The following is an 18,083-nucleotide window of genomic DNA, read 5'->3' on the forward strand; positions in this document are numbered from 1 at the left end:
CCGGAGATCATCGGCGAGCAGAGGACCGGCGGAAAGAGGAGGCGGTTGTGCGCGGAGGACGGGTGGCCGTGGTGGGCGGGAGCATCGCGGGCTGTGCCGCCGCACTCGCGGCGGAACGGACCGGCGCGGACGAGGTGGTGGTCTTCGAGCGGGCCGCCGGACGGCTGCAGGACCGGGGCGTCGGCCTCGCACTGCACAACGACCGGTACACCGAGCTGGCGGCGGCCGGGTACCTCGACGCCGGGATGCCCTGGGTCCAACTGGCCAGGCGGCCCTGGGTGGTGCGCGAGGGAACGGTACGGGCGGGGCGGCAGATCGGCGTGCTGCCGTTCCCGTTCCGCTCGTACAACTGGGGTTCGCTGTGGCAGGAGCTGCGCAGCCGCATCCCGGACAGCGTCGACTACCGCACGGGCTCCACGGTGACCCAGGTCGTCTCCGGGGCCGACGGCGCGGTGGTGCGGCTGGCGGACGGCGACGAGCAGCGCTTCGACCTGGTCGTCGGGGCGGACGGCTACCGTTCCGTGGTGCGGGCCGCGATGTTCCCGGACGCCCTCGCCCGGTACGGCGGTTTCGTCGCCTGGCGCGGCACGCTGTCGGCGGACCGGCTGCCCGGCCCGGCCTCGGCGTTCCCGGAGCAGGACGCCTCGACGGTGGTCTTCCCCGGCGGACACATGATCGTCTATCGCATCCCCGGCCCGGGCGGCCACGGCATCGACGTCAACTGGGTCTTCTACACCAGCCCGCCGCCCGCCGACGGCCTCCGGTTCGGCGATCCGACCAACGTGCACCCCGGAGAGCTGACCGCCGAGCTTTCGGAACACCAACTGGCCCTGGTGGCAGAGCACTTCCCGCCCTACTGGCAGGAGGTCATCCACCTCACTCCGGTCGGGACCCGCTTTGTGCAGCCCATGTACGACATGGCCACCCCGCACTACGCGCGCGGCCGGCTCGCCGTGGTGGGCGACGCCGCCTCGATCGCGCGCCCGCCCACGGGCAGCGGCGCGATCAAGGCACTGCAGGACGCCGCCGCCCTGGAGCGCGCCCTGGCTTCGGCCGACAGCTGGGAGGAGGCGCTGCACTCCTACGACGCCGAGCGGGCACCCGTCGGGCGGTCCACGGTCCAGCTCGGCCAGAGCCTCGGGCGGGCCCAGGTCCAGGAGACGCCGGAGTGGGCGGCGATGGATCAGCGGGCGATCGAGCAGTGGTGGCAGGACGCGGGCGGCGGCAGCGGCTTCGGCGGGCAGGCGCTGGGCCGCCGGTGAGCTCACACGAACTCGCGACTTAGAGGCTGCGCAGATAGGCGGTTGGTGGGACCAGTCGGCGGACGAGACAGGCACAGGTTCCTTGATCATGGAGTTGCGACGCTCTGTGATCATTGGGGAGACCTGTGCCTGTGCTGCCATTCTGGCTGACCGAACCGCTCTGGGACCAATTCGCCGCCCTGCTGCCGCAGCGGCCACAGTTCGATCCAGCCCACCCGCTGGGCTGCCACCGACGCCGGATCAGCGACCGGATCGTCTTCGACAAGCTGCTCCAAGTCCTGCGGTTCGGTTGCTCCTACGAGGCGATAGCGGACTCGACCTGCTCGGCCGCCACGATCCGAGGCCGCCGCGACGAGTGGATCGGCCTGGGCCTGTTCGCCCGCCTGAAGCAGATCGCCCTCCAGGCCTATGACCGCGTCGTCGGCCTCGTCCTCGACCAGATTGCCGTGGACGGCGCCATCACCAAGGCCCCCGGCGGCGGCGAAGCGGCCGGACGCTCACCCGTCGACCGGGGCAAGCAGGGCATGAAACGGTCCGGGATGACCGATGGCTACGGCATCCCGCTCGGCCGCGTCCTGGCCGGCGCCAACCGCCACGACTCGCCGCTCCTGGCGCCAACTCTCGATCTCCTGGAGGGACTTGGGCCGTTGCCCGACGAGATCACCGTCCACCTCGACGCCGGCTACGACTCGGACAAGTCCCGTGCCGTGCTCGACGAGCGGAAGCTGTGCGGTCAGATCGCGCGCAAGGGGACCAAGGCGCCGGTCCAGGCCACCCGGCGATGGCATGTCGAGCGCACCCACGCCTGGCAGAACGCCTTCCACCGCCTCGCCCGCTGCTACGAGCGCCGCACCAGCGTCATCGAAGCCTTCTTCGACCTCGCCGACACCGTCATCACCGTCCGCAGTCTGATCCGCCGAGCCTGGACCACCCACCGCTGGGACACCCGCCCCCGACGCCGCCCATGACCAGCCGCCTATCTGCGCAGCCTCTTACTGACAGTTCGACGGATCCACTACATGATCGGCTGATCGAGGGCAGACTCAGGGGCGTAGATACGAACATCACGAACTGGGGGGAGCCATGGCGCGCACGAGACGGAGCAGGTTTCTCTGGGGGAGGCTGGCCGTCCTCGCCGTGTGGTGGCTGTGGCTGCCGGTCCTGGCGCTGCTGGTCTGGGCGGTCAAGCACTTCGTCTTCGGCGGCTTCGGCCAGCAGGACCAGAGCTACCGGCTGTTCCTCCAGTCGCAGTTCCTGCCGCACGGCGGTCCGGTGCACGCGACGGCGCTGTTCTGGATCTGGGCGACGATCGGCCTGATCGGCACCCTGGTGCTGGTGGCGGACCTGGCGTCCGAGGGCGACCTGCCGCGATGGCTCAACCGGCTGCTGGCATGGACCACTTCGCTGACCCTGCTGGCGTCCATCGGGTGCACGGTGATGGCGTTCTGGGACAACGACAAGGACGTCGGCCGGTACTACGCGCGGGCGACCGTACTGGACGTCCCGGCCGCGGCGGCCGATGCCCCGGCCTCCGCCCGCCCGCTCACCAAGAACGCCCGCAAGGGCGACGGAAGCCGCTGCGACTACCTCGGTGCGGCCGACGTCCCGGCCTGCGTCAAGGTGCGGCCCATGCCGAACTTCGACTTCGAGCCCCGCACCGCCTCCTACGCCGCGGCCGCGACCGCGCTGAAGACCGGCTCCGCACTCGCCTCCGGCGTCAGCCTGATGGGCCACAGCATCCACTACCTGCCGGGCAAGGGCCAGGGTCACGGCGTCTGGACCGGCGTACTGGACGGCTCCGGGTCCCAGCCCACCGAGGGCGTGGCGGTCTGGGACGGCACCTCCAACAGCAACGGCGCCTGCGAGTTCAAGGGCGACCACTCCTTCGACCGGGCCTTCGGCGGGAACCGGGCGAACAGCCTGCGGAACCTGCTCGCCGAGCGCTTCCCCCAACTCGTCTACCAGGACCAGGACATCTGGGGGTACTGCGACGGCGCCGACCTCGCCACCGCCAAGCCCGTCATCGTCATCGCGGTGACCAAGCAGATCGCCTGGCACAAGCGGACGGTGCTGCGTCCGGACGGTGTCCTGCTGCTGACCGGCTCGCCCAGCGGCAAGCCGGTGCTGGAGCACCGGAGCACGGTGCGCCCGGGCGAGCTGCCGGGCACGGTCTACCCGGGGTCCGTCGTCAAGGACCAGATCAGCGCGGTCCAGTGGCTGGCCGGCCGGGGCGCCAAGAACCGCGACGGCTTCGGCTTCTCCCACACCTCGACCGACACCAACGCCACCAACCCCGGTGAGTACCTGCTGCGTTCGGCCACCGACGGGCACTACTACTACGTCACCCCGCTGGTCCCGAGGAACAGCACCTCGGAGGCGATCGTCGCCTTCGCGGTGGTACGCGCCGACGAGGTGGACGCCGATCTCAACGAGCTCCATGTGTACGTGCAGAGCGATACCAGCAGGCCCGTCAACCTGACCGAGCTCTCCAGCCGGATGGTCGCCTGGATCGCCCAGCAGGCCAACATGACGGTGTCCACCGGTGACGGCGGGAACCTGCAGGAGATCATCCCGTTCGGGCAGGGGATGTGGCGCGGCTTCGTCGACATCAACGGGCAGACCCAGGACTACATCGACGTCTCGGGTGACGGCCGGACCACGCCCAGTCTGGTCAACCTCAGGCAGAGTCCACCGGGCGGCACCCAGCCCTCACCCGGCAGCGGCACCCCGTCCCCCTCACCCTCGGCCACGACCGCGCCTTCGGCGACACCGCCCGCCGCCACCGACTGCGGGGGCGATCCGGCGAAGCTGACCACCGCCCAACTGGCCCAGTGCGTCTCGGCGTTCTCCTCGGCGCTCGCGAGCAGGCTGCAGCCGACGCCGACGGGATGAGCCGGTGGGGCGGGTGCCGGTACCGGCACCCGCCCCACACCGTCTTCACCGCGCCTGGGCCTGGATCCCCTGGACCGCGGCCACCAGGGCGTCCACGTCCTGCACGGTGTTGTACACGGCGAGCGAGGCGCGGACCGCGCTCTGCAGACCGTAGGAGGCCAGCGCCGGCTGCGCGCAGTGGTGCCCGGCGCGCACCGCGATGCCCTGCTGGTCGAGCGCCCCGGCCACCGCGATCGGATCGGTTCCGGCGAGCAGGAAGGTCAGCACCCCGATCTTGCCCGGTGCGTTGCCGATCAGCTGCAGCCCGGGGACCGTCGCCAGAGCGTCCATCGCGTAGGCGGTGAGCTGCTCCTCGTGCGCGGTGGCGGCCTCCCGGTCAAGGCCGGCAAGGTACTTGAGCGCCGCCCGCAGCCCGGCGACCCCGGCGATATGGCCGGTGCCCGCCTCCAGCCGGTGCGGGATCGGGGCGTACGTGGTCTCCTCGAAACTCACCGAGTCGATCATGTTGCCGCCGCCCTGCCACGGGGGCATGGTCTCCAGCAGCTCGCGCTTGCCGAAGAGCACGCCGATCCCGGTCGGGGCGAAGATCTTGTGCCCCGAGAAGGCGTAGAAGTCGGCGTCCAGTGCGGTGACGTCCACCGGGAAGTGACTCACCGCCTGCGCGCCGTCCACCAGCACCTTGGCGCCGTACCGGTGGGCGAGCGCGGTCATCTCGGCCACCGGCGGGACGGTCCCCAGCACGTTGGAGGCGTGGGTCAGCGCCACCAGCCTGGTCCGCGAGCCGAGCAGGTCGCGGTACGCGTCCTGGTCCAACTGCCCGTCGGGGAGCAGCGGGATGGGCCTGATCCGGGCCCGGCGCTCGGCCGCGATCAGCTGCCAGGGCACCAGGTTGGAGTGGTGCTCGGCCGCCGAGACCAGGATCTCGTCGCCCACCCCAAGGTTGGCCCGGCCCCAGGTCTGCGCCACCAGGTTGACCGCCTCGGTGGTGCCCCGGACGAAGACGATCTCGCCGGTGTCCTGGGTGCCGAGCAGCTTGGCCGCCTCCTCGCGGCCCTCCTCGTACACCTGGGTGGCCTGCTTGGCGAGGCTGTGCGCACCGCGGTGGACGTTGGAGGTGCCCATCGAGTAGTGCTCGGCGACGGCCTCGGTGACCTGGCGGGGCTTGAGCGTGGTGGCGCCGTTGTCCAGCCAGACCAGCGGACGGCCGTTCACCTCGCGGTGCAGCTGCGGGAAGTCCCGCCGGACGGCCTCGACGTCGAAGCCGCTCGACGTCGGGGAGGGCGGGGGTGGCGGGCTCACGGGCTGTGTCACGGCCGGTGTCGCCGCCGGTGTCCGGACCGGCTGCTGCGGCAGCCAGTAGCGGGCACCTCCGGCCGCGTGGGCGAGCGCCGCGGGCAGCGGGCAGAGCTCCGGGGCCGGCGGCATCCCCTGCGTCGGGAGCCCCCCGGACATCCCGGTCGTCGGCGCCGTGGCACCGGTCAACCCCGCCGGGGCGGTGGAGAGTCGGCTCATCCCGGCGGTGGGTTGGCCCGGCCCGATGGCCGGTTCACCCACCGCAGCGGTGGGTCGGCTCATCCCGGTGCCGCGCCCGAATCCGTCAGGAGTAGTCATAGTAGTTCGACACCTCGACGTTCTGGAGCACCGCGATGGCGTCGTCCACCAGCGCGGCGGTGGAGAAGTAGCAGGTCGCCAGGTACGAGGTGATGGCCTGGCGGTCGACTCCCATCGGGCGGACCGACAGGCCCGGCTCCACCTCGTCCGGGACCTTGGCCGGGCGCAGGCCGACCACGCCCTGCTCGGCCTCGCCGACCCGCATCAGCAGGATGTTGGTGGTCCCGGGCGCCGAGTCGGCCGAGCCCTTGAGGTCCAGCTTGTCGGAGGGCAGCAGCGGTACGCCGCGCCAGGTCATGAACGGGCTGCCGAAGAGCTCGACGATCTGCGGCGGCACCCCGCGCCTGGTGCACTCGCGCCCGAACGCGGCGATCGCCCTGGGGTGGGCCAGGAAGAACGCGGGCTGCTTCCAGACCCGGGCGAGCAGTTCGTCCATGTCGTCCGGTGTCGGCGCGCCCTTGCGGGTGTGCACCCGCTGGCTGGGCACGACGTTGTTGAGCAGCCCGTACTCGGGGTTGTTGAGCATCTCCCACTCCTGGCGCTCGCGCAGCGCCTCGGTGGTCAGCCGCAGCTGGGCCTGGACCTGGTCGATCGAGGAGTTGTAGATGTCGGAGACCCGGGTGTGCACCTTGAGTACGGTCTGCGCGATGCTCAGCTCGTACTCGCGCGGGCTCTCCTCGTAGTCCACGAAGGTCTCCGGCAGCTGCGGCTCGCCGCTGTGGCCGGAGGTCAGGCTGATCGGGTGCTCGCGGTCGGCCGGGCCCCGGCCGTCGGCGGCGAAGGCGTCCAGCCCGGCGCGCAACGCGGGCTCGCGGTCGGCGAGTTCGGTGAGGGTGCGGCGGTCGAGGGAGAGCACGGTACACGGCGTGACCGCCTTGACCTGGTAGGGCATCGCCTCGCCGCGCACCCAGGCGCCGGCGTCGAAGAAGTCGCCGTCGCCGAGCACGGCGAGCAGGGCGTCCTCGCCGTACTGACCGGTGGCACGCTTCTCGGCACGGCCGAACGCGATGACGTGCAGCGCCTCGGTGGGGGCGCCCGCGTCGGCGATGAGCTCGCCGGGCCCGATCTCGCGCTGGACGAAGGCATTGGCCAGGGCGGTCAGCAGCGGGCTCTCCTGCTCGCGCAGGAAGGCCAGTTCGCGCAGGTCCTCGGCGATCACCCGGGAGACACCGCCGCCGTCCACATAGGTGCTGATCAGCCCGTCGCCGAGGATGAAGCCCCGGCGGCGGTTGACCCGGTAGACACCGGCCTCCAGGTCCACCCAGGGCAGCGCGCGCAGCAGGTAGCGGGGGGTGATCCCGAGCATCTGCGGCGCGGTCTTGGTGGTGGTGGCCAGGTTCCTGGCGGCGGAGGTACTGAGGCTCTGCTGGTTCTGCTGGGCGGTCTCGGTGGTCATGGCTGGTCCTGGTCCTTGTCCTCGATCCGAAGGCCTGACGGGACGTCAGAAAACGTAGTACAGGCGGAAGATCCGCTCTTCGTGCATTCGCCATCGATTGTTGCCACTCCATTGCGCGGGCGTGAGCATGTTCGATTACACCGTTTGATTCCGGTGCACAGCACTGGGCATCGACTCAATGAAACTCACGCAAAAGAGTGAATTGACCCATAAGCCGCGGTGAGATGTTCGAAAGCTGGTGTTGGGGATTACCCGCAACGCGCAGCCCATTGCCCGGACCGCAGGCGTGAAGCGGCGCAGGACGAGTACCGGTGAAGCAGCCCGGTGACCGCAAGTTTTCCGGTGCGATATCGGCCTTGCGACACAAATCCTGGTGATTTGGTAAGAGGTGTCCGCTACGCGAGCATTGAGGTTCGCTCCACAGAGCGCGAGCAGGATCAGGAAAGGCACACCCCCCTCATGCAGACCAGCCCGGCCGCACGACGGCAGGCAGCCCCGCCGAGCACGCCCGACACCGCAGACTCGGCCGCCCCGGCCCCCGGAAGGATCGGACGCTTCGGTCTGCCGACCGCCACCGCCCTGGTCATGGGCAACATCATCGGTGGCGGAATTTTCATGATCCCGGCCACCGTCGCCCCCTACGGGACGGTCAGCCTGGTCTCGTTCGCCGTGCTGACGGTGGGGGCCATCGCGCTCGCGCTGGTCTTCGGCCAGCTCGCACGGCGCAACCCGCGCACCGGCGGGCCCTACGTCTACGCCCGCGAGGCCTTCGGCGACTTCGCCGGCTTCCTGTCGGCCTGGTCCTACTGGATCACCACCCTGGTCAGCAACGCCGCGCTCGCGGTGGCCGCCGTGGGCTACCTCGACGTGCTGCTGCCGATCCAGCACTCCAAGTGGCTGACCATAGGCGCCGCACTGGCCGTCCAGTGGCTGCCCGCGCTGGCCAACCTGGCGGGCACCCGGTACGTGGGCGCGGTGCAGCTCATCTCCACCGTGCTGAAGCTCGTCCCGCTCGCGCTGGTCTCGGTCGGCGGCCTGTTCTTCTTCGACCCGGCCAAGCCCGGTCCCTTCGACGCCTCCGGACACGGCTGGGTCGGCGGGATGACCGCCGCCGCCGCGATCCTGCTCTTCAGCTACCTGGGTGTGGAGTCCGCCGCGATGAGTGCGGGCGAGGTCCGCGACCCGGAGCGCAACGTCGGCCGGGCCAGCGTCCTCGGGACGGCGGGCGCGGCAGTGGTCTACCTGCTCGGCACCCTCGCCGTGTTCGGGACGGTCGCTCACGACAAGCTGGTCCACTCCACCGCGCCGTTCTCCGACGCCGTGAACTCCATGTTCGGCGGGGCCTGGGGCGGCACCGTGATCGCCGTCGCCGCGCTGGTGTCGATGACCGGCGCGCTCAACGGCTGGACCCTGCTGGCCGCGCAGGCCCCGTACGCCGCCGCGCAGGACGGGCTCTTCCCGGCTCCCTTCGCCACCAAGCGCCGCGGGGTGCCGGTCTTCGGAGTCCTGATCAGCGTCGTGCTCGCCTCGCTGCTGACCATCCTCAACTTCACCGCGGGCGCCCAGAACGCGTTCAACATCCTGGTGCTGGTCACCACCTTCACCGCCTGCGTCCCCTACCTGCTCTCCACCGCCGCCCAGCTCTACTGGCTGGTCCGCGGCGAGAGCGGGAAGGTGGCCCCCAGCCGCCTCGCCAGGGACGCCGCCCTCGGCCTGGGCGCCTTCGCGTTCTCCCTCTGGCTGCTCGCCGGCGCCGGCTACGCGGCCGTCTACCAGGGCGTGCTGTTCCTGTTCGCCGGCATCCTGGTCTACGTCTGGATGGCCGGCCGTCGGGCCCGCGAGGCCTCGGCCTCGTAATCCGACGAACCGGAACGCCGATCGGGGCGGCAGGGGTCGACACCCTGCCGCCCCTTCGCGTTGCGGGCTCGGCGGAGCGGATGTGCACAGCGGCTGCGGACAGCGGATGCGGCCAGCGGTGTGGACCGGCCACTCGGCCGGCCGGTGTGCCCGGGATCCGGCCCTCTCCGCGCGACCGCCCCGACGGGAGCCGGAGCGCGTCAGCGTCCGTCATCCCGCCCCGCCTCCGGAGCGGCCGCACCGACGGCGAGCTCCAGTTCCCTGGCCGGCTTCGAGAACAGCGGACGCGGGCTGCTAGGCGAGACGCTGCGGAGCTGCTCGAAGCGGCGGCACGAGGCTACGAGCAGAAGCGCCACGAGGCTGCGCGCAGAAGCGCCACGGAGCTTCACGAAGTAGCGCCACGAGACTGCGCGATGAGGCGCCGCAGCGGCCCCGGAACACCGGACCGGTCCACATAAACGCAGAGGTCCCCTGCACCGTTCGCACGGCGGTGCAGGGGACCTCTCGGTGTTACGGGGTCGCGGGAGGCTAGACGGTCGCGGTCTCCAGCTCCGTGGCAGCCTCCGCGGTGGCCGGCTCGGCCTCGGTCGCCGCCGGGGCCGGGGTGTTCTCCTGCGGGGTCGGGAGAAGAGCCATGATCGCCGCCGAGATGACGATGGTGGCGGCCCAGCCGAGGCCGTACTCGCCGACCGGGGTGGAGGCGAACGGGCCGGTGAACCAGTCGCACTTGGTGAAGCAGATGCCCGCGATCAGCGCGATGCTCCAGGCGGTCATCGCCTGCCAGCAGAAGCCGCCCGAGTACCAGTAGCGGCTGGTGGGGGTGGTGTCCATCAGGCCCTCGGCGTCGTAGCGCACCTTGCGCGAGCGGCGGCGCAGCATGTCGACCGTGTAGACGCCGATCCAGGCGGAGAAGGAGACCGCGAGCAGGACCAGGAAGGTGATGAAGGAGCCGAGGAAGCTGGTGGCGACCAGCATCAGCAGCAGACCGCCGACCAGGGAGATCACCGCGTTGATGCTCACCGCCATGGCGCGCGGAAGCTTCACGCCCATGGTCTGCGCGGTGAAGCCGGCGGAGTACATCGACAGGCTGTTGATCAGCAGCATGCCCACGATCGCGGTGAGCAGGTAGGGCACGGCGAGCCAGGTCGGCAGGATGTCACCGAGGAAGGACACCGGGTCCTGCGCCTTGGCCAGGTCCGGGGTGGAGACCGCCATCACGCCGCCCATCAGCACCATCGGGACCACCACGATGCCGGCGCCGGAGACCGTCACACCGACGATCTTCTTACCGGAGGCCTTGTGCGGCAGGTAGCGCGCGAAGTCCGGGCCGGTGGGCACCCAGCTGATGCCGCCGGCCGCGATGGTGCCGATACCGGCGATCATCATCGCGGTGGTGCCGGCCGGCTTGGCGAAGACCTCGCTCCAGTGCACGTTGGCGACCAGGTAGCCGAGCACCATGATGCTGAAGACGCCGAACAGGTAGGTCGACCACTTGTTGCACACGTTCAGCGCCTTGCGGCCCATGCCGCTCACCAGGAAGGTGCTGGCGACGAACAGGAACAGCGTGACCACGATGAGCACGGTGTTGCTCTTGATGCCGAAGAGCAGGTCGAGGACGGTCAGTACGGCGTAGGCGCCGGTGACCGCGTTGATCGTCTCCCAGCCGAAGCGCGCCACCCACAGGATCGAGCCCGGGAAGAGGTTGCCTCGCACACCGAAGGTCGCCCGGGAGAGCATCGCGCCCGGCGCGCCACCCCACTTGCCGGAGACCGACAGCAGCCCGACCATGCCGAACGACGCGACCGCGGCGCAGGCGGCGACGATCAGGACCTGCCAGAAGTTCAGCTGGTTGAAGACCACCAGGGCCGCACCCATGGTGAGCAACAGCACACTGATGTTGGCCGCGACCCAGGTCGGGAAGAGCTCGCGGACGCGGCCGTGCCGCTCACTGTCCGGTACCGGCTCGATACCTCGGGTCTCGATGGCGCCGTCGGAGTCGGCGGTGGACAAGGTGTCCATATGAGAGGGGCTCCGTACGTGAATCGGGTCCGGCCACAGCGCCGGACAGGTACGGTGGGAGTCTACGCGCGTCAACGCGCTGCAACTACCCTACTTCGACCAAAATCTGACCAGTTGACGGGTTTTGTACCCCTTCGTGGCGCCTTGGGACTCCCTCGGCGGCCTGATCAAACTGGACATAGAAGCCAATAGTAGGGCAACTCGCCGGAAGCAAACCGGGATCCCTGTCCCGATCGCGGCATTTATCCGCCGATTAAGTATTACTTAACCAAACGCATACGGCCCGACACGGATGGTCCGTGCCGAGCCGTTGGCCTACCTGGGTGCGGTCCGCCGGGCGCTACTCCCGCCCGGACTCCCCGGCCTGGGCCAGACGCTCCTGCGCCTCGGCCAGGTCCTCCGGGGTCGGGGCGTCGTCCTGGGTCAGCTTCAGCCGCCAGTAACCCGCGAACTCGATCGACCGCTTCTCCAGACCCCGGTCGTCCACCAGGTGCCGACGCAGGGCCCGTACGGCGGAGGACTCGCCGGCCAGCCAGGCGGCGACCTCGCCGGAGGGGAACTCGGCCGCCCGGACGGCTTCCAGCAGCGCGTCGCTCCGCCCGGCCGGAGTGTCACCCCGGTGCAGCCAGCGCACGGCCACCTCGGCGCGGGTGTCGATGCGCTGCTCGTCGGCCGGTCCGCCGACCTCGATCCAGGCCAGCGCCCGCACTCCCGCCGGGAGCGACTCGATCAGGGTGGCGATCGCGGGCAGTGCGGTCTGGTCCCCGGCCAGCAGATACCAGTCGGCCCTGCCGAGCGGCCGGGCATAGGCGGCCGACGGACCGTAGCGGCCGATGACGTCGCCGGGCTTGGCGGTGAGCGCCCAGCGCGTCGCCGGACCGAGCCCGTCGCCGTGCGGATCCCCGTGCAGGACGAAGTCGATGTCGATCGCTCCCCGGTCCGGACGGTGCGCGCGGACGGTGTAGCTGCGCAGCCACGGCCGCTCGCTCTCGGGAATCGCCAGATAGGCCTGGTACCAACGCATCGCGTCACCGTCCGGATTCGGCTCCGGAATCCGCGGAACGGTCTGGCCGGGCCTCGGGAGGATCAGCTTCAGCTGCTGGTCCGGCCAGCTCCTGAGGCCTTCAAGTCCTGGACCGGTCAAGGTGATTCGCATCATGTGCGGCGAGAGGCGGCGGACCGCCGCCACCGTGAGGAACGAGACGAGCAGCTCTTCCATGACACTCCCCTGAAGTCATCGGCGAAGCCTGGTCGAATGGTAGTCTTTACGCCGTAAAGCGAGACGCTGAATGGACTTTACACCGTAAGGAGTTGTGCGTTGGTCGTTTTCGCCGGGAGGGGCGACGCCAGCCGTTCGATGGCTCTGCTCTGGCGCACCGCCGAACCGCGCCGCGGCTCCGGCCTGAGCGTGGACCTGATCGTGGAAGCGGCGGTCCGACTTGCCGACGCGGAGGGGATGGCCGCGCTGTCCATGCGCGCGGTGGGCGACCGGCTGGGGTGCACGGCCATGGCCCTGTACACCCATGTCGCCAACAAGAGCGAGCTGCTCGACCTGATGCACGACCGGGTGCTCGGCGAGCTCACCGGCGAGTACGGGCTCGACCAGGGCTGGCGGGCGGCGGTGACCGCCTGGGCCGGTGACGCCTGCGCGTTCTACCTGCGCCACCCCTGGGTGCTCCAGGTGTCGCAGGCCCGGCCGGTTCTCGGGCCGAACGAGTACGGCGTACTGGAGGCCGTGGTCCGCGTCCTCTACGGGACCGGTCTGCCCGCCGGGGTGCTGCGGCGCCTGGTGGGGTCGCTGTTCCACCTCGTCCGCGCCACCGCGCAGACCATCGCGGAGTCGCGCCAGGCCGCGACCGCCACCGGGGTGAGCGACGCGGAGTGGTGGTCGGCCAGGTCGGCCGTACTGCGGGAGGTCGCACCCGATTTCGCCGAGCGGTTCCCGACGGTGGTCCGGCTGGAGACCGAAGGCGCGGTCCAGCCCGCCGACGACGGCATCCCCTATCTGGAGCGGGAGGCCAAGGAGACCTTCGACATCGGGCTCACCGTCCTGCTGGACGGGGTCGAGGCGGCCATCGTCCGAGCCGGATCGGCCACGGGCGCGGCCGCTCCGGCGCCGGAAGCAACCGCCCCGACCCCGGGCAGGGCCGCGCCGGAAGAGGTCGGGGCCGCCGCGGCACCGGGCGGAGAGGCTTAGGCGCCAGGCGCGGGCGCAGCGGCACCGGGCGGAACCGGATCGGCCGGAACCGCCTGGGAGTTACCCGTGAGTCCGGCCTACTCATCCTGTCGGATTGTCTGCACGCACCCTGCCGTTAGCTCTCACTGAGAGCTAAAATCGGGAGCATGGCGCCGAGGGATCTCGCCGGCGAACTCACCGAGCAGCTGGCCGGCTTCCAACGGGTGTTGCGGCGAAGGCTCCGCAGCGGGCTCACCGCACCACGGCTGCGCGGTGCGCAGATCGAGCTGCTGCGCCTGGCCGACACCAGGCCCGGGCTCCGGGTCTCGGCCGCGGCCGCGGAGCTGTACCTGGCCGGCAACTCCGTCTCCACGCTGGTCAACCAGCTGGTCCGGGCCGGGCTGCTGCGCCGTGAACCCGACCCGCTGGACCGCCGCGCGGCGCTGCTGTACACCACGCCCGCGGCCGTGGAGCGGTTGCGGGCCTGGGACGCCCGGCGCAGCGCCCTGGTGCGGGAGCGGCTGGCCGCACTGTCCGAGGAGGACCGGGCAGCCCTCAGGGCGGCCCTCCCGGCGCTGCACAGGCTCACCGAGAGCCTGTGGCGGGACGAGATCGTATTACGGGAGGGGTGCCGCGCGGACTTCGCGCCGGCCGCGGTGCCCGATGCTCTGGAGCCCTGTGTTCCGGAGCCCCGCCTTCGGGAGCGGGTGCCTCCGCCGGGTTCCCGATGTCGAGGAGCACCGCAGTCAGAAGGGATACCGACATGACGACGGTTGCAGAGCAGGCGGAGCGCGATCGGCCTCCGGGGACCATCGGGTCGAGAGCGTTGCGCTGTACCGGACTTCGCTACTCCTTCGGCAGCACCAGGGCCGTGGACGGGGTGGACCTGGACGTGCTGCCCGGCGAGGTCTTCGGGCTGCTCGGGCCGAACGGCGCGGGGAAGACCACCGCGATCCGGGTGATCACCACGCTGCTGCCGGTGCCACCGGGGATGGTCGAGGTGTTCGGCCACGACTGTGCCCGGGAGCGGATGGCCGTACGGCGTCTACTGGGCTATGTGCCACAGCAGTTGTCGGCGGACAGCGGGCTGACCGGTCGGGAGAACGTCGCGCTCTTCGCCCGGGTCTTCGACGTACCGCGCCGCGAACGCGCCGACCGCGTCGACGCGGTGCTGGCGGCGGTCGGGCTGACCGAGCCGGCCGACCGGCTCGCCGGCACGTACTCCGGCGGTATGGTGCGCCGTCTCGAACTGGCGCAGGCCCTGGTCAGCGCACCGCGCCTGCTGATCCTGGACGAGCCGACGATCGGGCTCGACCCGATCGCGCGGACCAGTGTCTGGGAGCACATCACCCGGGTCCGGCTGGCCACCGGGATGACGGTCCTGGTCACCACCCACTACATGGACGAGGCGGAGCAGTACTGCGACCGGGTCGCCCTGATGCACCACGGCCGGATCCGGGCCGTCGGCTCCCCCGAGGAGCTGCGGACCGGGCTCGCCCGTACGGAGCGGTCGGGCGATCAGGCCGCCGAGGGCCCGTCGACAGCACCGACCCTGGAGGACGTCTTCCGGCACTACGCCGGGCGCGGCCTCGACGGCCGGGAATCCACCGAGGAGGGAGGCGACTTCCGAGATGTCCGCCGTACCCGCCACACCGCGTCCCGCGTCGGCTGACCAGGATCCGGGCGCGGCAGCGTCCGCCGCCGAGCCGTTCCCGGCGGAGCTGCTGTTGCATCCGCCGCAACCCCGCCACAGCTGGCGGATGGTGGTCAACCGGATGCTCGCCATGTGCCTGGTGGAGCTGCAGAAACTGCGCCACGACCGGACCGAGCTCTACACCCGCGCGGTCCAGCCGGCGCTCTGGCTGCTGATCTTCGGGGAGACGTTCACCCGGCTCCGGGCCATCCCCACCGGCGACGTGCCGTACCTGGACTACCTGGCGCCCGGGATCATCGCACAGTCCGCGATGTTCATCGCCATCTTCTACGGCATCATGATCATCTGGGAACGGGACTCGGGGGTGCTGACCAAGCTGCTGGTCACACCGACTCCGCGTTCCGCGCTGGTCACCGGCAAGGCTTTCGCCGCCGGGGTCAAGGCGCTGATCCAGGCGGTGGTGGTGCTGCTGATCGCCGCCGCGCTGGGTGTCTCACTCAGCTGGAACCCGCTGAACCTGGCCGGAGTCGCCCTGGTGGTGATGCTCGGCTCGGCGTTCTTCTCCTGCCTGTCGGTGTCGATCGCCGGGATCGTGCTCACCCGGGACCGGCTGATGGGCATCGGCCAGGCCATCACCATGCCGCTCTTCTTCGCCTCCAACGCGCTCTACCCGGTGGCGCTGATGCCGGGCTGGCTGCAGGCGATCAGCAAGGGCAATCCGCTCAGCTACGAGGTCGACGCGCTGCGCGGCCTGCTGCTCGGCACGCCCGCGCATCTCGGCCTCGACTTCCTGGTGCTGGCCGTCGCCGCCCTCGCCGGCATCGGTGTCGCCTCCGCCCTGCTGGGGCGGTTGGCACGCTGACCCGGTGCGGGCTCCGGCAAGGCGGGCTCCGGCAGGCCGAACGTGCCTGGTCGAACCGCGCACATACCGTGTCGCCGGCCTCCGGCGGTCGTCCAACGGCCGCCGGAGGCCGTGCTGTTCGGCCCGGCGGTGCGGGTCACGCCCTGGGGCGGCTGGGCCCGGGTCCGGGAAGCGTGCGGTGCGCGGACACCGGACTTTCCGGCCCGGCGTATGTCCGGGAACCTTCGTTCGTTACAGATCGGGGGCGTGCAGCGCGCCCCCGTAGGCACGGGTATCGACTCGGGGGACCGGATGGGCCGCAGATGGGGACGGAAAAGGACAGCGCGCGGCCGGGAGCGGGCCAAGCGTCCGATGTGGGTGGAGCTTCCGGCCATGGTCGTGATCGCGCTGGTGCTGGCCTTCGTCATCAAGACCTTCTTCGTCCAGGCCTTCTACATCCCGTCCGGGTCGATGGAGAACACCCTGCGGGTGGGCGACCGGGTCCTGGTGGACAAGCTGACACCGTGGTTCGGCTCCAAGCCCTCACGCGGTGACGTGGTGGTCTTCCACGATCCGGGCGACTGGCTGAAGGACGAGCCCACGCCGCACGTCGGCGCGGTGCAGAAGGCGCTGAGCCTGGTCGGGCTGATGCCGTCGGCCGACGAGAAGGACCTGATCAAGCGGGTCATCGCGGTCGGCGGGGACACCGTCACCTGCACGGCCGGCGCCCCGGTCTCGGTCAACGGAGTCGCGCTGAACGAGCCCTATCTCTACCCGGGTGCGACGCCCTGCGACAACGACCCGGTCGGAACGGTGACCGTGCCCAAGGGCAAGCTCTGGGTGATGGGCGACCACCGCAACGGCTCCGCCGACTCGCGCTTCCACCAACTCAGCGCCGCGGGCGACGGCTTCGTGCCGCAGGAGAACGTCATCGGACGCGCCTTCGTGGTGGCCTGGCCGGTGACGCACTGGGCCACCCTGCCGGAGCCCGACACCTTCAGCCAGCCCCGGCTCACGGCGAACGCGGCCTCCGGCGCACCGGGTGCCGAGTCCCCCGCACTGCTGGGCCTGGCCTCGGCCGTGCCGCTGACGCTCTGGCTGCGGCGCAGGCGTGCCACCTCTCCGGCTGCGGCCGGGAGCACGGCACCGCACGGGGGCGAGTAGCCCACGGCGGTACCGCGAGCCCGAAAAGCCGCAACGGCGGCCGTAGTTCGACGCCACGGCCGGCCCGAGCGCCCGGAGGCCGGCCGGGTTCGCCACGGTGGCGCCGGACTCCCGGCTTCGCCCCGTCGACCGGGCGGTGCGGCCGCGAGGCCGCTCCCCCGCGACCACGGGCAGCCCCTGCGGTCCGGTGCCCGTCGGCGCGTGAGGGCCGTGGCGGCGCTCGGTACGGTGACGGCCGCCGGGGCGGCCCGTGCGGCGGCGCCCGTACCGTAGGGGGCGCACTCGCCTTCGAAGGAGCCTGACACCTATGGACAGCAGCATCTGGGACAGCGTCGACCGCCTGGTCGGCTGGCTCGACGGAGAGAGCCGGCTCCCGGCCGGGGACGAGCGGCTGCTGCGGATCATGAAGCTCTCGGAGGAGGTCGGTGAGGTCGGGCAGGCGGTGATCGGCGCCACCGGGCAGAACCCGCGCAAGGGCGTGACGCACTCCTGGGAGGACGTGCAGCACGAACTCTGCGACGTGGTCTTCGCCGCGCTGGTGGCGCTGCGGACCCTCACCCCCGAGGCCCGCGAGGTCTTCGCCGAGCGGATGGCCCACGTCGAGGCGCGCTCACTGGCTGGCCGGCGGCCCGCGCCCGCACTCGACGTCCCGTCGACCGAGCGGCTCGACCTGCTGCCGCTGCGGGTGGAGCACGCCGAGGAGATGGCCGGGGTACTGGGCGATCCCCGGCTGCACGACTTCACCGGCGGCGAGCCGTACGATCCGCAGGCCCTGCGCGCCCGCTACCAGCGGCTGACCGCGGGCTCCCCCGAGGCCGGGGTGCTGTGGCTGAACTGGGTGCTGCGGCTGCGTGACGAGGGCCGGCTGGTCGGTACCGTCCAGGCCACCGTCGACGGTTCCACCGCCGAACTCGCCTGGGTCGTCGGCACCCCCTGGCAGGGGCGCGGCTACGCCACCGAGGCCGCCCGGGCGCTGCTCGCCCGCCTTCGCGAGCAGCCCTTCGCCGACGCGGAGCCGCTCACCGGCGTGGTGGCGCACATCCACCCCGACCACCACGCCTCGGCCGCCGTCGCCGCCGCCCTGGGCCTTCGTCCGACCGGTCCCCGGCCGGACGGCGAGATCCGCTGGCAGCTCGATCTGGACCGCACCGGGGGGATCGGCGGAGAGCAGGTCAAACCAGGCGCGGATATGCCATAAAGGAGGGGAAGAG

General features: G+C 71.1%; 13 protein-coding genes and 1 pseudogene. 10 read left to right on the forward strand and 4 right to left on the reverse strand.

The window, feature by feature from the left end; all coding sequences use genetic code 11:
• Positions 1–47 precede the first annotated feature (47 nt).
• The 3 genes from ACSMTC_RS02345 to ACSMTC_RS02355 all read left to right on the forward strand — a co-directional run bounded on the left by ACSMTC_RS02345 (position 48) and on the right by ACSMTC_RS02355 (position 4,154).
• Entirely contained in the window at positions 48–1,262 is a 1,215-nt protein-coding gene (locus ACSMTC_RS02345) for an FAD-dependent monooxygenase (protein WP_436557937.1), read from the forward strand.
• 125 nt (positions 1,263–1,387) lie between these two features.
• Positions 1,388–2,230, forward strand: coding sequence for an IS5 family transposase (locus ACSMTC_RS02350; protein ID WP_436557603.1), 843 nt, complete (start codon positions 1,388–1,390; stop codon positions 2,228–2,230).
• A gap of 115 nt (positions 2,231–2,345) precedes the next feature.
• Positions 2,346–4,154 (forward strand): hypothetical protein, encoded by a 1,809-nt coding sequence (locus tag ACSMTC_RS02355; RefSeq protein ID WP_436557938.1) that lies wholly within the window; start codon positions 2,346–2,348, stop codon positions 4,152–4,154.
• Between the two features lie 45 nt (positions 4,155–4,199).
• Here the strand turns inward: ACSMTC_RS02355 and ACSMTC_RS02360 are convergent, their stop codons facing one another.
• Positions 4,200–5,765, reverse strand: a complete 1,566-nt coding sequence (locus ACSMTC_RS02360; RefSeq protein WP_436557939.1) for a SufS family cysteine desulfurase — start codon at positions 5,763–5,765, stop codon at positions 4,200–4,202.
• The gene (locus ACSMTC_RS02365; protein WP_436557940.1) at positions 5,752–7,161 is read right to left on the reverse strand and encodes a family 2B encapsulin nanocompartment shell protein; all 1,410 of its coding nucleotides are present in this window, start codon (positions 7,159–7,161) and stop codon (positions 5,752–5,754) included. The genes ACSMTC_RS02360 and ACSMTC_RS02365 overlap by 14 nt, the downstream gene beginning before the upstream one ends.
• Positions 7,162–7,620: 459 nt before the next feature.
• Between ACSMTC_RS02365 and ACSMTC_RS02370 the strand changes: the two genes are divergently transcribed.
• Positions 7,621–9,018 (forward strand): amino acid permease, encoded by a 1,398-nt coding sequence (locus tag ACSMTC_RS02370; protein ID WP_436557941.1) that lies wholly within the window; start codon positions 7,621–7,623, stop codon positions 9,016–9,018.
• Positions 9,019–9,546: 528 nt separating this feature from the next.
• Here ACSMTC_RS02370 and ACSMTC_RS02375 read toward each other — a convergent pair.
• Together ACSMTC_RS02375 and ACSMTC_RS02380 are read right to left on the reverse strand one after the other, a co-directional pair.
• Positions 9,547–11,037, reverse strand: coding sequence for a purine-cytosine permease family protein (locus tag ACSMTC_RS02375; RefSeq protein WP_436557942.1), 1,491 nt, complete (start codon positions 11,035–11,037; stop codon positions 9,547–9,549).
• Positions 11,038–11,377: 340 nt separating this feature from the next.
• Positions 11,378–12,256 (reverse strand): siderophore-interacting protein, encoded by an 879-nt coding sequence (locus ACSMTC_RS02380; RefSeq protein ID WP_436557943.1) that lies wholly within the window; start codon positions 12,254–12,256, stop codon positions 11,378–11,380.
• 99 nt (positions 12,257–12,355) lie between these two features.
• Between ACSMTC_RS02380 and ACSMTC_RS02385 the strand changes: the two genes are divergently transcribed.
• The 6 genes and pseudogenes from ACSMTC_RS02385 to ACSMTC_RS02410 all read left to right on the forward strand — a co-directional run bounded on the left by ACSMTC_RS02385 (position 12,356) and on the right by ACSMTC_RS02410 (position 18,070).
• Positions 12,356–13,234, forward strand: coding sequence for a TetR/AcrR family transcriptional regulator (locus ACSMTC_RS02385; RefSeq protein WP_436557944.1), 879 nt, complete (start codon positions 12,356–12,358; stop codon positions 13,232–13,234).
• Positions 13,235–13,380: 146 nt separating this feature from the next.
• Positions 13,381–13,812, forward strand: a pseudogene (locus ACSMTC_RS02390) (MarR family winged helix-turn-helix transcriptional regulator); the annotation flags it as partial.
• A gap of 164 nt (positions 13,813–13,976) precedes the next feature.
• Positions 13,977–14,885, forward strand: a complete 909-nt coding sequence (locus ACSMTC_RS02395; protein ID WP_436557945.1) for an ABC transporter ATP-binding protein — start codon at positions 13,977–13,979, stop codon at positions 14,883–14,885.
• Entirely contained in the window at positions 14,845–15,729 is an 885-nt protein-coding gene (locus ACSMTC_RS02400) for an ABC transporter permease (RefSeq protein WP_436557946.1), read from the forward strand. Before ACSMTC_RS02395 ends, ACSMTC_RS02400 begins: the two co-directional genes overlap by 41 nt.
• A 210-nt stretch (positions 15,730–15,939) precedes the next feature.
• Positions 15,940–16,872 (forward strand): signal peptidase I, encoded by a 933-nt coding sequence (gene lepB, locus ACSMTC_RS02405; protein ID WP_436557947.1) that lies wholly within the window; start codon positions 15,940–15,942, stop codon positions 16,870–16,872.
• Positions 16,873–17,461: 589 nt separating this feature from the next.
• Positions 17,462–18,070: a GNAT family N-acetyltransferase gene (locus tag ACSMTC_RS02410; protein ID WP_436564577.1), complete on the forward strand. Its 609-nt coding sequence runs from the start codon at positions 17,462–17,464 to the stop codon at positions 18,068–18,070.
• The last annotated feature ends 13 nt before the right edge of the window (positions 18,071–18,083 follow it).

The organism is Kitasatospora sp. HPM-01-4 (assembly GCF_051374625.1).
Lineage (GTDB): Bacteria > Actinomycetota > Actinomycetes > Streptomycetales > Streptomycetaceae > Kitasatospora.

Bases quoted from the DNA above. Each gene is read 5' to 3' on its own strand.
- ACSMTC_RS02355 (WP_436557938.1), top strand. From the start codon at position 2,346: ATGGCGCGCACGAGACGGAGCAGGTTTCTCTGGGGGAGGCTGGCCGTC.
- ACSMTC_RS02360 (WP_436557939.1), bottom strand. From the start codon at position 5,765: ATGACTACTCCTGACGGATTCGGGCGCGGCACCGGGATGAGCCGACCC.
- ACSMTC_RS02365 (WP_436557940.1), bottom strand. From the start codon at position 7,161: ATGACCACCGAGACCGCCCAGCAGAACCAGCAGAGCCTCAGTACCTCC.
- ACSMTC_RS02370 (WP_436557941.1), top strand. From the start codon at position 7,621: ATGCAGACCAGCCCGGCCGCACGACGGCAGGCAGCCCCGCCGAGCACG.
- ACSMTC_RS02375 (WP_436557942.1), bottom strand. From the start codon at position 11,037: ATGGACACCTTGTCCACCGCCGACTCCGACGGCGCCATCGAGACCCGA.
- ACSMTC_RS02380 (WP_436557943.1), bottom strand. From the start codon at position 12,256: ATGGAAGAGCTGCTCGTCTCGTTCCTCACGGTGGCGGCGGTCCGCCGC.
- ACSMTC_RS02395 (WP_436557945.1), top strand. From the start codon at position 13,977: ATGACGACGGTTGCAGAGCAGGCGGAGCGCGATCGGCCTCCGGGGACC.
- ACSMTC_RS02400 (WP_436557946.1), top strand. From the start codon at position 14,845: ATGTCCGCCGTACCCGCCACACCGCGTCCCGCGTCGGCTGACCAGGAT.
- lepB (WP_436557947.1), top strand. From the start codon at position 15,940: ATGTCCGGGAACCTTCGTTCGTTACAGATCGGGGGCGTGCAGCGCGCC.
- ACSMTC_RS02410 (WP_436564577.1), top strand. From the start codon at position 17,462: ATGGCCCACGTCGAGGCGCGCTCACTGGCTGGCCGGCGGCCCGCGCCC.